Origin of the sequence: Paenibacillus sp. LC231 (assembly GCF_001860525.1) — a bacterium.
GTDB lineage: Bacteria > Bacillota > Bacilli > Paenibacillales > Paenibacillaceae > Paenibacillus_AQ.
This window is the reverse complement of the sequence record NZ_JFOM01000044.1, coordinates 380,924-395,847: the sequence shown is the minus strand read 5'-3', so window position 1 is coordinate 395,847 and position 14,924 is coordinate 380,924. Positions and strand designations below refer to the sequence as shown.

At 51.2% G+C, this 14,924-nt stretch carries 13 protein-coding genes and 1 riboswitch; of the genes, 1 reads left to right on the top strand and 12 read right to left on the bottom strand.

Annotated features, from left to right (window positions below; genetic code table 11):
- Positions 1-189: 189 nt before the first annotated feature.
- From AK95_RS25480 to metA, 8 genes are all read right to left on the bottom strand, one after another.
- Positions 190-390, bottom strand: coding sequence for a hypothetical protein (locus AK95_RS25480; protein WP_071222739.1), 201 nt, complete (start codon positions 388-390; stop codon positions 190-192).
- 131 nt (positions 391-521) lie between these two features.
- On the bottom strand, positions 522-1,043 hold the full coding sequence (locus tag AK95_RS25475; RefSeq protein WP_374198228.1) for a 3D domain-containing protein: 522 nt from the start codon (positions 1,041-1,043) through the stop codon (positions 522-524).
- 329 nt (positions 1,044-1,372) lie between these two features.
- A complete protein-coding gene (thrS, locus tag AK95_RS25470; protein WP_071222714.1) occupies positions 1,373-3,310 on the bottom strand; it encodes a threonine--tRNA ligase in 1,938 nt (645 codons plus the stop codon).
- Positions 3,311-3,776: 466 nt separating this feature from the next.
- The gene (locus tag AK95_RS25465) at positions 3,777-4,682 is read right to left on the bottom strand and encodes a putative sporulation protein YtxC (RefSeq protein ID WP_071222713.1); all 906 of its coding nucleotides are present in this window, start codon (positions 4,680-4,682) and stop codon (positions 3,777-3,779) included.
- 211 nt (positions 4,683-4,893) lie between these two features.
- A complete protein-coding gene (gene mqnC, locus AK95_RS25460; RefSeq protein ID WP_015737124.1) occupies positions 4,894-6,027 on the bottom strand; it encodes a cyclic dehypoxanthinyl futalosine synthase in 1,134 nt (377 codons plus the stop codon).
- Positions 6,028-6,162: 135 nt separating this feature from the next.
- Entirely contained in the window at positions 6,163-7,383 is a 1,221-nt protein-coding gene (locus AK95_RS25455; RefSeq protein WP_071222712.1) for an aminotransferase class I/II-fold pyridoxal phosphate-dependent enzyme, read from the bottom strand.
- On the bottom strand, positions 7,380-8,564 hold the full coding sequence (locus AK95_RS25450; protein WP_071222711.1) for a PLP-dependent transferase: 1,185 nt from the start codon (positions 8,562-8,564) through the stop codon (positions 7,380-7,382). The genes AK95_RS25455 and AK95_RS25450 overlap by 4 nt, the downstream gene beginning before the upstream one ends.
- A 24-nt stretch (positions 8,565-8,588) precedes the next feature.
- The gene (gene metA, locus AK95_RS25445; RefSeq protein WP_071222710.1) at positions 8,589-9,506 is read right to left on the bottom strand and encodes a homoserine O-acetyltransferase MetA; all 918 of its coding nucleotides are present in this window, start codon (positions 9,504-9,506) and stop codon (positions 8,589-8,591) included.
- 134 nt (positions 9,507-9,640) lie between these two features.
- Positions 9,641-9,770: riboswitch (SAM riboswitch) on the bottom strand.
- 441 nt (positions 9,771-10,211) lie between these two features.
- Here metA and corA point away from each other — a divergent pair.
- Entirely contained in the window at positions 10,212-11,147 is a 936-nt protein-coding gene (corA, locus tag AK95_RS25440) for a magnesium/cobalt transporter CorA (protein ID WP_071222708.1), read from the top strand.
- Positions 11,148-11,213: 66 nt separating this feature from the next.
- Here the strand turns inward: corA and AK95_RS25435 are convergent, their stop codons facing one another.
- The 4 genes from AK95_RS25435 to modA form a co-directional block, all read right to left on the bottom strand.
- Positions 11,214-12,239: an HRDC domain-containing protein gene (locus AK95_RS25435; RefSeq protein WP_071222706.1), complete on the bottom strand. Its 1,026-nt coding sequence runs from the start codon at positions 12,237-12,239 to the stop codon at positions 11,214-11,216.
- Between the two features lie 184 nt (positions 12,240-12,423).
- A complete protein-coding gene (locus AK95_RS25430) occupies positions 12,424-13,320 on the bottom strand; it encodes an ROK family protein (protein ID WP_071222704.1) in 897 nt (298 codons plus the stop codon).
- Positions 13,321-13,414: 94 nt separating this feature from the next.
- The gene (gene modB, locus AK95_RS25425) at positions 13,415-14,098 is read right to left on the bottom strand and encodes a molybdate ABC transporter permease subunit (protein ID WP_235613228.1); all 684 of its coding nucleotides are present in this window, start codon (positions 14,096-14,098) and stop codon (positions 13,415-13,417) included.
- Positions 14,095-14,901 (bottom strand): molybdate ABC transporter substrate-binding protein, encoded by an 807-nt coding sequence (gene modA / locus AK95_RS25420; RefSeq protein ID WP_235613227.1) that lies wholly within the window; start codon positions 14,899-14,901, stop codon positions 14,095-14,097. The genes modB and modA overlap by 4 nt, the downstream gene beginning before the upstream one ends.
- Between the last annotated feature and the right edge of the window lie 23 nt (positions 14,902-14,924).

The following is a 14,924-nucleotide window of genomic DNA, read 5'->3' as shown; positions in this document are numbered from 1 at the left end:
GATCTCCTCCTCGTGTTTTAAATTTGGTTGGCGAACCGAATTTATCTTAACACTTCGGAGGATTTTTTTTATACAACGCTTAAGCTATCCTGAACCATACGCATAGCGTATGGTTTTCTTTTTACAATAAAAGACCCCCGCTAAAGCGGAGGTCTTATTTTTGCACGAACGGGCGCTGGCATCTGCACCTTAACGGTTTGCAGAATGGTCCCCTGGCGTGTTCAGTTCGCCAAACTCAGCATCAAACTTCTCGTTCGGTTTTTTGTAGTTCTCTTGAACTTTGGAATTCCCTTTTGGGTTGCTGGCTATGCTGGTATCTTCAGCAAACTCAGCGTTAAACTTTTCATTCGGCGTTTTAAAGTTTTCTTGTACCTTGTTCTTTTTAGCCACAGTATTCACCTCCCTGTTCATATGCAATACCATCATCCTCTTCAGGGGTTTGGCCCCCGAAAAGTAGTATGTGATGAACAGGGAGGCATTATTCTTAAATGTTTACTGCCAATCTACGCGCCAAAATCACCCTAAATGGCTTCTTCCAAAACGGATGCCGGCAGGAAACGATAGGTCTCGATCGCGTTATCCAGGGTTCTGAGCATTTCCTCCGTGCATTTGCCGCTCCCGGTTTTAATGACCTGTACCTCGACGTCCTTCTTCCCCCACTCCTTAAACACTTGTTTGGTTGTGGAGAAATAAAGATCGATTTTTTGCCCTTTGATCGCTGATCCGATATCCGCTACGATTCCATAACCATAGCCCGGTATATAGAGAATACTGCCAAGCGGAAATACATCCGGATCCGCGGCAATCGTTGATAGCGTATTTCGATCCCGCTTCACCTTCACCCCGGAATAGGTAATTCCATATTGAGGATGCCCGGGCTTCTTCCCGGTCGATTCATAACCTGCCGTATAGCCCGTAGCGGTTACCTTCACCGTATGCAGCACCTGGTCCTCCCTAGGCGCAAGCACGGGCATGGATTCGCGTTTCTTGCCAGGCACGCTGGCCTTAGGCCCCGTATCCGGAACATCCAAGTATCTATTCATATCGCTAAAACCTGCTACTCGAAGCGCATAGAAGCGAGACATTTCCACGTAATCGGAGCCTTGAAATTCCCCGGACGGATCATACACATTTCTTAAGTCTGTTGAATCATAGGATTCGCTTAGAATCAGATTATGGGCATCTACTATTGAAGAACCTGCACTGAACAAGACGGCTGATAAAATAAAACCAGCAAAAAACCTCTGCCATTTTTTCCATTGGATCATGTGAGTACCTCCCCCTTACTAGCGAGGGTTCCCACTTCCCAAAAAGAATATACGTGATGGCAGAGGTTTGCATGTCCCTTCGTTACTTAACCTTATAGCTAAACTTAAACGACGTGGGTGTTAATTTCTTCACGAAGCTTGAGGATGATCTCGTCGAGCGGCTGGGCACCGATATCCCCTTCGCCGCGTTTGCGAACGGAAACCGCGCCCGCATTTTTCTCGTTCTCGCCAACGATGAACATGTAAGGAATCTTCTCGAGCTGCGCTTCCCGAATCTTGTATCCCAGCTTCTCATTGCGAAGATCCGGCTCTACAGAGATACCGGCGAATTGAAGCTTCTCGGCCACTTCCTTGGCATAATCCTCAAAGGCATTGGAGACCGGAATGACTTTCACCTGTACCGGTGACAGCCACAGCGGCAGCGCACCCGCAAAATTCTCAAGCAAGAACGCAGTGAAGCGTTCCATCGTGCCCAGAATACCGCGGTGGATAACGACCGGACGATGCTTCTGGCCATCGTCGCCGACATATTCCAGCTCAAAGCGCTCAGGCAGCAGGAAGTCGAGCTGAACGGTTGACAGCGTCTCTTCCTTGCCTAGAGCCGTACGGATCTGAACGTCGAGCTTCGGACCGTAGAAGGCAGCTTCGCCTTCGGCCTCATAGAACGGCATATCCAGGCTTTCGACGACTTCGCGCAGCATGCGCTGGGACATTTCCCACATTTCATCATTCTGGAAATACTTCTCGGTATCCTGCGGATCCCGGTAAGAAAGACGGAAGCGGTAGTCATGGATGCCAAAATCCTTGTAAACCGTCATGATCAGCTGAATGACCCGTGCAAACTCTTCCTTGATCTGATCCGGACGGCAGAAAATATGCGAGTCGTTCAACGTCATCGCTCGCACCCGATGCAAGCCGGTCAATGCACCGGACATTTCATAGCGGTGCTGCATGCCAAGCTCAGCAATACGGATCGGCAAATCCCGGTAGCTGTGCATATCGCTCTTATATACCATCATATGGTGAGGACAGTTCATCGGACGAAGAACAAGCTCCTCGTTGTCCATCTCCATTTTCGGGAACATATCTTCCTGATAGTGCTCCCAGTGACCGGAGGTTTTGTACAGCTCCACGTTTCCGAGCACAGGCGTGTACACGTGCTGGTACCCGAGGCGCTCTTCCATGTCCACGATATAACGCTCCAGGGTACGACGCAATTTCGCGCCGTTTGGCAGCCAGATCGGCAGGCCTTGTCCAACAAGCTGAGAGAACGTAAACATTTGCAATTCCTTGCCCAGCTTACGATGGTCACGCTTCTTGGCTTCTTCCAGCAGATGAAGATGCTCATCGAGCTGCGCTTTTTTCACAAACGCCGTACCGTACACTCGCTGAAGCATTTTGTTCTTGCTGTCGCCGCGCCAGTATGCGCCCGCCACATTCATGAGCTTGAATACTTTGATCTTGCCGGTTGAAGGGACATGCGGTCCACGACAGAGATCAAAGAACTCGCCTTGCTCATAGATCGTAATAACGCTATCCTCAGGCAGGGCATTGATCAGTTCCAGCTTGTACGGATCCCCAAGCTCGCCAAAGATGCGCAGCGCTTCCGCACGGCTTACTTCCTTGCGGACAATCGGAAGATTCTCGCCGATAATGCGTTCCATTTCCTTCTCGATCTTTTGCAGGTCCTCCGGATTCAAAGGCTCTTCCAGATCCATGTCATAGTAGAAGCCGTCCTCAATGACCGGACCCACGCCCAGCTTTACTTCTTTCGCTCCATACAAACGCTTGGTCGCTTGAGCCAGCAAATGCGCTGTACTATGACGCATCACTTCAAGCCCTTCGGGCGTATCCTGCGTTACGATCTCGATCAAAGCTCCGTCCTGAAGCGGTGTCGAAAGATCCACGACGATCCCGTCCATTTTTCCCGCGACCGCATTCTTTCTAAGTCCGCTGCTGATTGAAGCAGCCACATCCTCAATACTGCTGCCCGCATCATACTCCCGTACGGAGCCGTCAGGCAATTTAATGCTAATAGCCACCTTGTATTCCTCCCAAGAAAAAGAATTTCACGTTTCTTCCATATATGAAGGACGCGTTAGTCTCCCCGCGAAGACAGGCATGGACCGCTGAGGTGCCCGCCAAGACTTCAACGAAAGATACCGGAACATGCAAAAAACACCCGTCCCGCGAAGGGACGAGTGTTATACCCGTGGTTCCACCCTAATTCGATCTCTTTCATCACCTTATGTACTGGGTACATAAACGATTAAGATCCTTCATCAGCATTGAGTAACGGTCATGAACCGGTGAAGCCTACTCATCCGCAATCATCATGACGTGCGGGTTCGACGACACAGCTACAAAGGGGTAAATCAATGGTGAACCGGAGGAAATTGCAGCCAAGGTTTCCTCTCTCTGAGCGGTCAAATCCAAAATTGATTCATGTCTTTGTCAGAGCTTTTACGTGAATTTATCAGTAATTATAATCCTGACCGCTTCGATGCGTCAAGTCATCATTCGTCCGCTTCCGAGAAGCGCGCTGCATTCGGGACAGCTGCAGCATACTTCGGCGCGGTTATCAAAGATATGGGCCAATGTCACGATGACGGGAAGCTCAGGCTGCCTCGTATGGATAATCATGCGGGCCGGAGATACCGAAATCAGCGTACTGACCACCATATCTTCAATCTCCATATCCTGGTCCAGCCTCTCCATAACGAGTCCTTCATCCCGAGGGCGTTCAATCGGGCGAAGATTGCCATCCAGCAGCAGGAACTCTTCCTCCCCCTTATGAATGACATGAACCAGCGGCATTTTGGGCTCCTGAAAATAAACAAAATATTTCAGCAGGCTGACGAACTCCTCGTACTGCTGATCGAGCATAAATTCATCCACTGCATACTCCGCCATCTCGCGGAGCTCCTGTTCATAAGACTGAAGCCGGAAGGTTATAAACCCATCCAGATTAAGCTCAGGCGCCTCGTTCAGGCATTGATATATGCCTTCCGACAGCTTGCGTTTGCGGCTCTGCCAAAAGTCCCCGGACGGGCCTTCCTCTTTTTGCAGGAGCATCAAAAACCACTGCAGGATCCGCCCCGCTTCTTCCTCATCATCAAACTCGAATTCCGAGAACATTAACCGTGCAGCAATCTCCTGCTCTTTCTCTTCCATAATATAAGCAGTGACTGCTTCGGCAGTGAGCCGGCGCAGCGTGTCGGCCGATGCGGTCCATGAGGACAGCGGAAGCTTGCCGGAGCACGTCCAAATTACGCGGTCATCCGAAGCGCTGAATGTGAATTTCAGCTGCTTGCATTGTTTATGTAGCTCTTTCTGCTTGTCTGACAATATACGGTGAAACGCCTTTTTCTCGTCTTCCGTCCGTGTACCGACAGAAATGCTGAACAGTTCCATGGAATCACTCCTTTCGAGTTCCCTTTTCAGTATATGGGGACCCGCTCGGGGATATACGGAACTCCTGCTTGGAAAAACAAGCAAGTCCGGAAAATATCTAATCAACGGCCGCATCCTAAATATGTCCATCAACGCACATACTCTCTGATGTAAATTAAAAAGGCGGACCGAGTTGCTCGGCCCGCCTTGCGGATCTACATGAAGTATAGAATTAGTTCTGCATAACGAAGTCACGCTCAACGGTGCTGTTATCTTCGAACACGCGCAGAATATCATACCGGGTGTTGCGTTGAGCCGGGATGTTGCCGGTCTCCCGGATCAATTGAATTATCGATTCAATATTGACCTTATAGACGGCTCCTGCGGAAGAAACCACGTTCTCCTCCATCATCGTGCTGCCAAAGTCATTGCAGCCGTAGCTGAGTGACAGCTTGCCGATTTCAGGTCCCATCGTTACCCAGGAGGATTGCAGATTCGGAACGTTATCGATCGCCAAGCGACCAATGGCTACCGTCTTCAAGTACGCCTCCGGCGTTTCGCGCTCGCGCTTAAGGTTCGTATTGTCCGGCTGGAACGTAAATGGAATGAAGGCCAGGAAGCCTTTGGAATCATATCCGTTCTGAATGCATTCATCCTGCGCATCACGTACGCGAAGCATATGTAACGCACGCTCTTCCATCGTTTCACCCAGACCGATCACCATGGTAGCCGTCGTGTTCATGCCGACTTTATGGGCCGTTTGCATGACATCCATCCACTGGCGCCATGTGCCTTTCAGACGACTGACCTTTTTGCGGATACGATCATCCAAAATCTCGGCCCCGCCGCCAGGCAATGAGTCCAGACCCGCGCTGTGAAGCTCGCGCATCACCTCTTCGAGCGTAAGCCCGGAGATCTCCACCATTTTCATAATTTCCGCCGGGGAGAAGGAATGCATCGTGATGTTAGGAAACCGCTTCTTAATGTTGCGAAGCAGGTCGGTATAATAATTGAAAGGCAAATCCGGATTGACGCCGCCCTGCATCAGAATTTCAGTACCGTTCACATCCTCGGTTTCCTGAATCTTCTGGAAGATTGTTTCATCGGGCAGTACATAGCCCTCGGAAGAGCCGGGTCTGCGATAAAAAGCGCAAAAACGGCAGAATACATCACATATGTTTGTGTAATTGATATTCCGGCCGATAACAAATGTCGTGATAGGATCCGGATGCAGACGCTTTGTCATCACATCCGCCGCATGACCAATTTTCTCAATCTCATCACTTTCAAAAAGCGTTACGGTATCTTCCAGGTTCAAACGCTCACCGCGTAAAGCTTTATCCAATATACGGTTTACCGCACTCATTCTTGCAGCCTCCCTACTTAGAGCAAAATAACAAATCACCAGCAAAACTTTTTCTATCTCATCCTACCACAATCCGGCATTAAAAACGACATCCCGTCCGTGACAGGATGCCGAATTCTATGATTTGGCAAATCTTTAGTAACTGGCAGCAAAAGCCCGATCCAGATCAGCAATCAGATCGTCCACATCCTCGAGTCCGACCGAGAAACGGAGCAAGCCATCCGTAATTCCGCGTTCATGCCGAACCTTCTCACCCATGGCCGCATGCGACATCATTGTCGGGTACGACAGGATGCTCTCCACGGCTCCCAAGCTGACCGCGACCAGCGGCAGCTTCACATGGTTCAGCACCTGCTTGGCGCGTTCGCCTGAGCCGACGTCAAAGGAGATGACCGCGCCATAACCACTCGATTGCTTCTCATGGACTTCACGTCCCGGATGATTCAAGAGGCCAGGGTAGTACACTTGCTCAATGTCGCTTCTCCCTTGCAGCCATGCCGCCAGCTTGGCCGCGCTTTGCTCGGAGTGGGCCATACGTGTGCTGAGTGTTTTCATTCCGCGCATAAGGAGCCAGGAATCCTGGACCCCAAGGACCGTGCCCAAACCATTTTGCAGCTGCTTCAGTTGGTCTCCCAGCTCCTCGGTTCTGGCTACCGCGAGACCTGCCAGCACATCGCTGTGCCCGCCAAGGAATTTGGTCGCGCTATGGATCACGATATCCACGCCGAACTCAATCGGACGCTGGTAAAACGGCGTCATGAACGTATTATCCAGCAGGGTAAGGAGGCCATGCTCCTTCGCCCAATCCGTCACCGCACCAATGTCGGTAATTTTCAGGGTCGGGTTTGAAGGAGTTTCCATATAGACGGCTTTCGTATTCGGTTTGAGGGCCGCCTTCACCTGATCCAGATCGGTCATGTCCACGAAGGTGCTCTCGATGCCCATACGGCTTAAAATGCTGGTCAGCAAGCGGTAGGTTCCGCCGTACACATCCTCCGTCACGATCATATGATCCCCCGCACTGAGCAGCATGAACGAGCTGGAGATCGCTGCCATACCGGAAGCATAAGCGAAACCGCGTACGCCTCCCTCCAAAAGGGCGATATAATCCTCCAGCGCCTGCCGAGTCGGATTGCCGGAACGGCTGTAATCGTGTTGCGGCGGGTTAAAGATATCTTCATGGTGAAACGTCGAGGCTTGATAGATCGGAACGCTCGAGGCGCCGGTTGCCCGGTCGATTTCCCCGCCGAAATGCAATAGTTTTGTCTCGAAACGCAGTTCTTCCTCGTGTCCCCGTTTAGCAGCTAACTGCTTGGTTTGCGTTTCCAATCCGGATGGACCTTTATCGATGCTCATTCTCCCGTGCTCCCTTCCACTTCAGCCATGGCCGCGCTCAGTGCAGCATCCAAATCCGCGATCAAGTCATCCGCATGCTCGATGCCGACCGAGAACCGGAGCAAACGGTCATCCACGCCGATTGCTTCCCGAATCTCAAGCGGGATGTCCGCATGGGTCTGAACGGCAGGGTATGTCATCAGGGACTCAACGCCCCCCAGGCTTTCAGCGAACGCAATCAGCTTAATGTGCCGCAGCACGGGCTCCACATAACGGGCGTCCTTCACCTTGAAGGAGAAGATGCCCGTGTTGCCGCTGGATTGACGATTCTGGATGTCATGTCCCGGATGGTCCGGCAGGGCAGGATAATACACCTCGCCGATCGCCGGGTGAGTTGTCAAAAACGTTGCCACTGCGGTTGCATTCGTCTCGTGCCGATCCATGCGCAGCGCAAGCGTCTTCATTCCTCTCATCAGCTGATAGGAATCCGTCGGGCTTAACACCGCGCCGATGGAGTTATGAAGGAAAGCGATCTCCTCCGATAGTTCCTTGCCCTTCGTTACGATGATCCCCGCCAGCACATCGTTATGTCCTCCCAAATACTTGGTGGCGCTATGTATAACGATATCCGCCCCAAGCTCGATGGGTCTTTGGAAATACGGAGTAAGCAGCGTATTATCCACGATGCTGATCAGTTGATGATGCCTTGCCCACGTACAGACGGCTTCGATATCCGTAATCATCATCAGCGGATTGGTGGGCGTTTCGATAAATACAGCCTTCGTGTTGGGCCTTCTTGCCCCTTCCAGCGCATCCCGGTCATTCGTGTCCACGTACGTAGCCGTAACGCCGAACTTGGACATAATCCGCTCCAGCAGCCTATACGTCCCACCATACAGATCCAGCGATACAATCAGATGATCCCCTTGACCGAACAAAGCAAAAATCGTCTGAAGGGCTGCCATGCCCGAGCTGCAAGCAAAGCCGGCATCTCCGGATTCCAGCTCGGCGCAGGCGTCCTCCAGTACCGACCGGGTCGGATTTTTCGTACGGGCGTAGTCAAACCCCGTGCTCTGGCCTAATTTGGGATGGCGGTATGCCGTAGCCTGATAAATCGGAAAATTCACGGCTCCGGTTACCGGTTCTTGCACCGAGCCGATCTGTGCCAGCCGGCTCTCTATATTAAAAGGTTTCTTCTCCATCACAAACTCTCCTCCCGTATACGGCTATATTTGCGGACCAATATCGTATGGCGTTTCCTGATATACATAGTAATTGAGCCAATTAGTAAATAATAAGTTTGCATGCGCCCGCCATATGGATGGAGGCGTCCTTGTTGGATCATTATTCGGATAATAGTTGCGCGGCAGTTCGATATCCATGCCCTTGGCAACGTCCCGGTCATACTCCCACTTCAGAGAGTCCGCATCATACTCGGAATGCCCTGTGGCAAAAATCTGCTTTCCATCCCGGCTTGATACCAAATAAATGCCTGCTTCCTCGGATTCGGACAGGATGACCAAATCGTCAATGCCTGTAATGTCTTCGCGCCGAACTTCCGTATGGCGGGAATGCGGAACAAAGAACATTTCGTCAAATCCGCGGAGCAGCTTGGTACATGTTTCATTGATCGTATGTGGAAATACGCCGAAGCATTTTTCCTCAAGGCTGTATTTCGGCACGCCGTAATGATAATAAAGTCCGGCTTGCGATGCCCAGCAGATATGGAGCGTGGAGGTTACATGCGTCTTGGTCCATTCAAAAATTTCAGTAAGCTCATCCCAGTAATTCACTTCTTCAAACTCCAACTGCTCGACCGGAGCGCCTGTAATGATCATGCCGTCAAAACGACGGTTCTTCACTTCTTCAAAGGTTTTGTAAAATGATTTCAGATGCTCAGCCGACGTATTCTTCGAAACGTGCGAACTCGGGTGAAGAAGGACAACATCCACCTGGAGCGGGGAGTTACCGATCAATCGCAGCAGCTGGGTCTCCGTCGTTTCCTTGGTTGGCATCAGGTTCAAAATAGCGATCCGCAATGGGCGGATATCCTGATGAAATGCGTGACTCTCATCCATGACAAAAATGTTTTCTCCAGCCAGAACTTCCTTTGCCGGCAAGGCATCCGGAATTTTAATCGGCATCGTGGCTCACTCCTTCGAAATATGAAATGATACATCCATAAAAAAGCTGTGAGAAAGAGCGTTAGACTGTATAAACGCAAGAAGACCTTTCTCAAAGTAGAGAAAGGTCATCATATACGTATCACAATGCGCCTCTCTCATCTGTCAGACTATACAACGGCTTCAAAGAAGCGTCGTATCTCCTGCAAGAATTAGCACCGTGCGATGTTGCCGCCGGTTGCCGGGTTTCATAGGGCTAGTCCCTCCACCTGCTCTTGATAAGATTTCGCTTTATTCAGTTGTCTTAAATTGTTCGTAATTGATACTTACTTTAAATCATTCCCAATTTTTCGTCAAGAACCTTTTCATAAAGTCCGTCACACTTCACCGAAGGTTTCCATACCCTGTACAAATGGCCCTTGGCTGCACCGGATTTCAACTTGAAAGGTCCTACACCCGGCGTTATACTAGACAAGTGCTGTTTAAAACCGAGTATGAAAGAGGTGACATGGAAGATGGACGGTGACCCGAGCCAGAAACTGGATGCACAAGACGCACAACCGCATAGGATCAAGATCAGCTTACCGGCAGAGGGCGGCGTTATTTTTCATGCGCTTTTTATCGTATTCTAACCTTCCTTGATTATGCCCGTATACCGGTGGGCTGATATCCTGTGCCTTTACTGCTTAACCAAGCAGCTTGTATTTGACAAAGGAGTGATATCAGATGAAAATCCGGTTGGTCGATTCGGGCGTATTTACCCCTATTGATGACATCGAAATGACGCTGACACCTCCGGCCAGCGGCTTCTACTGGCTGGATGCGGACGTGGATGATTTAGCCGAACTGCAGCCCCTCTTCTCCCTGCATGATCTTGCGGTTGAGGATTGCCTCAGCGAAGAGGAGCAGCGTCCCAAAATTGAAATATACGAGAACCACTATTTTATCGTCGTGAACAGCATCCGGTTTGACGACGAAGAGATTTTCCTTCGGGCATTGAATGTTTTCCTGGGCAGACATTTTATTATTACGGTGACCAAGCAAAAGATCCACGAGCTTCGCACCGTTAAACCTCTTCTCTGGGAGGATGAAGTCAGCACGCCTGACCGCTTCCTCTATCTCTTGATCGACCTTGTGACGGACAACTATTTCTCCGTCGGGGACCGCATCGAGGCGCGGATTGAAAAGCTGGAGGAAGACATTCTGATGCATACCAAAAAATCCCACCTCAGCGAGATCATCGGTCTGCGAAGCGAGATTCTTTGGTTGAAAAAGGTGCTTGGACCGCAGAAGGAAGTTATCAATACGCTGAACAAAAAAGATCTCCGGCTGATCGATGACCAGCTGCAAAAATATTTCAGCGATATCTATGAAAATGCCGTGAAAATTTCCGAAACCTTCGAAACTTATCGAGATCTCATGGGGAACCTACGAGAGGCTTACCAATCCAGTATCGCCAATCGGGCCAATGAAATCATGCGCGTGTTTACCGCCATTACAACGATCTTCATTCCACTGACGCTGATTACGGGCATTTACGGCATGAACTTTGACAATATGCCTGAGCTTCACTGGGAATATTCTTATTATGTAGTTATAGGCGTCATGATTTCTGCCGGTGCTCTCATGTTTTATCTGTTCCGTAAGAAAGACTGGATATGAATACTCGAAACCATCAGGACGGATCTCCCTGCCGCAAGGGAATCCGTCCTGTTTCATTACCTGGAATTAGCCTGCGTTCGCTTTACCAGGTTCTTGCCGCCGGAAGCGTATCCTGATCAGGCGCAGCCGCTCATACAGCTCCTCCGTTCCGCCAATCTCTTCTACCTCTCCATTGTGAGCTTGTCCTTCTCCATATACCCGTTGTAATACGGGTTTAAGAAATGTATCGCCCAGCTCCTCAAAAGCCTTCCATACCGTCGCCTGCTCGGTAGCCGTCATCGTATTCAGCTCAACCTCCAGCAGCTGCTCCGTATCATAACCTTCCTTCTCAAGACCTTCCAATTCCTCAACCAAATCTCGACGAGTTAACGAAGTGCGTTCTTCCAGCTCGGTCAGCGAAGCTCCCTCGGCTATGCCAAGCAGCATCGTACGGCGAATTCGGAAGCGGTCCAGCTCTTGCTTGTATCGCTGCTCCTTCTGCTTATACAGCCAGGACAAGAACACCTCTTCCTGCAGCTGCTTATCAACCCAATCCAGTGGAAAGGTTGTGGTTCGCTCGATTTTCGTCGTGATCTCCAGCCACTCCGCCCCATGCTCTGAAGACTTGCTGATCCCGATTCCCGGAAGCTGCAGCAGCTCTTCCTCATTCTGGGGGATGAAGGCGCTAATCATGCGCAGCACCCGATTGCTGGCAATGAAATAAGGTGCTTTTCTTCCGGAGGCCGCCTTTCTTCTGCGCCAGGCACACAGCTCCGTGTACAGCTCCTCCGAGCCATACAGCTCACTGTAGCACTGCAGCTTCTGCACACCAAGATTCTTTCCTCCAGTCTCTCCCGGTTCGTGGAATACCCCCTCCACAAGCGGCCGGAACCCCTCTCCAAGCTTCTTCGCTAATTGATGTCGGTACACGCATAATAACTCATTCCACGAACTTCCTTCATACCACTCATCATCGGATACTTCGCCGTCCGGTTCCATGTTCCGCCAACCGAGCCGCCATCCTCCCTCTTCCTCACCGATCCAGACTTGAGCAGAACGGAGGTGACCTGACTCATCCGCTCCGCTCATCTGATTCATGAATACAATTTGCATCCCTCGAATACCTCCCGTTTACGCATTCAGCACAACGATGGAACAACGCAAAAAAGCACCTCTCCTCCGCCGCAGCGACAAAGAAAGGTGCTTCCCGTTCCATACATTATACTGTTGAATTCATAATACCATAATCTGTAATAGAATGAAACCCATTTTTGCTCACTCTATATAAGAATAGAAGTTAAGCTTGACCGCTCTTGGCCTCATCTACTGCCAGCTTGGCCAACGCCAATGCACCGCAGAGACCCGCATTATCGCCGAGCATCGGCGGAACGATGAATTGATCAATCCCGTCATGAAGGCTTGGATGCTGTACATATCCGGCCAGCAGCTCCTGAAGCTTCGTGCGGATCAGCGGGAACAGCTGCTCCTGCTTCATAACGCCTCCGCCCATCACGATCCGCTGAGGGGACAAGATGAGGACATAATTCATCAGCGCTTGAGCGAGATAATAAGCTTCCATCTCCCAAGCCGGATGATCCGGCGTCAATTCCACGCCGGGAACACCCCAGCGTTTGCCAAGGGACGGTCCGGCAGCAAGCCCCTCCAAACAGTCTGCATGATAAGGGCAGGTCCCTTCATATTTGTCATCCGGATGACGGCGGACGTAAATATGCCCCATCTCCGGATGGGACAAGCCGTGAATCAGTTCGCCGGATACCACGGCGCCTGCCCCTACTCCCGTTCCGATGGTGATGTAAAGACAGCTGTCCAGTCCCTGGGCCGCCCCCCACGTATATTCTCCAAGAGCCGCTCCGTTTACATCCGTATCGAATCCGATCGGAACGTCAAAACGCTCTTCCAATGCTTTGACGATATTGTAATTGCTCCAATGCGGCTTCGGCGTCGTTGTAATGCAGCCATAGGTCGGGCTGCCTTTCACCGGGTCAATCGGTCCGAACGAACCGACTCCGATCGCCTCTATATCCTTATCAGCAAAAAAGTTAAAGACGTTTGCCATGGTTTCTTCAGGGGTTGTCGTCGGAAAGCTCACTCGCTCCACAACCGTTCCATCCTCTGTACCCACGCCGCAAACGAACTTGGTTCCTCCTGCTTCAATTGCTCCAAGTAAACTCATGCTTCTTCCATCCTCTCCACGATGTGCTGTGCCTTGTTCTCTATTTGGTTGCTAACAAGCTCTATTCGAAGCATATGTAAACATTGTGCTCCCGTCAAGTCGGCCTGCCTCTTTCTCTGCTTCTGCCCGTTCCAGACGCGGCCAGTAACAGCCATGAGAACAAAATAATGACCGCCGTCCACGCCCACGCCAGCCCGCTCTCGCCATTGCTTACTGCAACGTAAATCGCCGTGGGCAGCGTTTGCGTAACGCCCGGTATATTGCCTGCAACCATCCAGGTTGCCCCAAATTCCCCTAAACCTCTGGCAAAGGCCAGTATGAACGCCGAAATTCCCGCCCTGCGAACAAGCGGCAGCGTAATCCAGCGAAGGACCTGCCATTCGCCGGCGCCAGCCGATCGCGCCGAATCCTCAAGCTCCGGGTCCACGGACTCAAAGCCCACCCGCATGCTCTGATACACCAGCGGAAACGAGACCACAATAGCCGCTATGACCGCGGCTCCCCAGCTAAAAATGATGGGTCTGGCAAACAGCCATTCAGCAGCTGAACCTATCCAGCTGTTTCTGCCCAGCATGACAAGCAGAAGAAAGCCAACCACCGTAGGCGGAAGCACGAGCGGAAGCATCAGCAGCGTTTCTACCGCCGTCTTGCCGACAAACGAGCGCCGGGACATCCAGCGTGCTGCTGCTGCTCCCAGTATAAATGCAATGATGCTGGACAGCAGTGATGTTTTTATCGACAGCCATACCGGCATCCAGAACATTTCGGTCGTGGTCACGGCGATGCCTCCGCTACCTCAAATCCAGCCTCCGTGAAGATATCCCTGATCTCGGGCTTCCGCATAAATTCGAGAAGAGCCTCAGCCTCCTGCGGATGCTTGGCATTACCGGGAACCGCTGCAGGATATTCGATCGGTTGGTGCTTGTCCGGATTGACCTCAAGCGCAAGCGTTGCCTTGGCGGAACTCTTCAGATCGGTTTTGTACACAAAACCGGCGTCCGCATTCCCCGACTCTACATAAGCCAGAACTTGCGTCACGTCCTTGGCATACACCGCCTTGGATTCGACATCATCCCAAAGGCCTTCATTCTGAAGAGCCTCCTTGGCATATTCTCCGGCCGGTACCGTATCCGGCTGCCCGATAGCCAGAACGCGCACCTCGGGTTTTAATAGATCCGGTAATTGCTTCACGTTCTGTTTGCCGACAGGCTCAATCAGCACCAATGCATTTCGAAACATCAACTGAACCGCATCGGATTGCACGATCCCCTTCTCGACCAATCGATCCATCGGCTCCGTTGCTGCGGATATAAACAAATCTACGGGCGCCCCTTGCTCAAGCTGTTGTCCAAGAGAGCCCGAACCACCGAAATTATAACGCAGCGTAACATTCGGAAACTCCGCTTCAAATCGACGTCCGGTCTCTTCCAGACTGGATTTGAGGCTTGCTGCTGCCGAAACCATAACTTCCACCTTCTTCTCGGCCCCCGAGGGCTGTTTAGAGGTATCGGTTGAAGGAGTCTGGTCGGAGGCGCATGCCGATACAAGAAGCAGCAATGCCCCGAGCAGTAATCCGGTCAAGATTGATTTTCTTCCGAAATTAA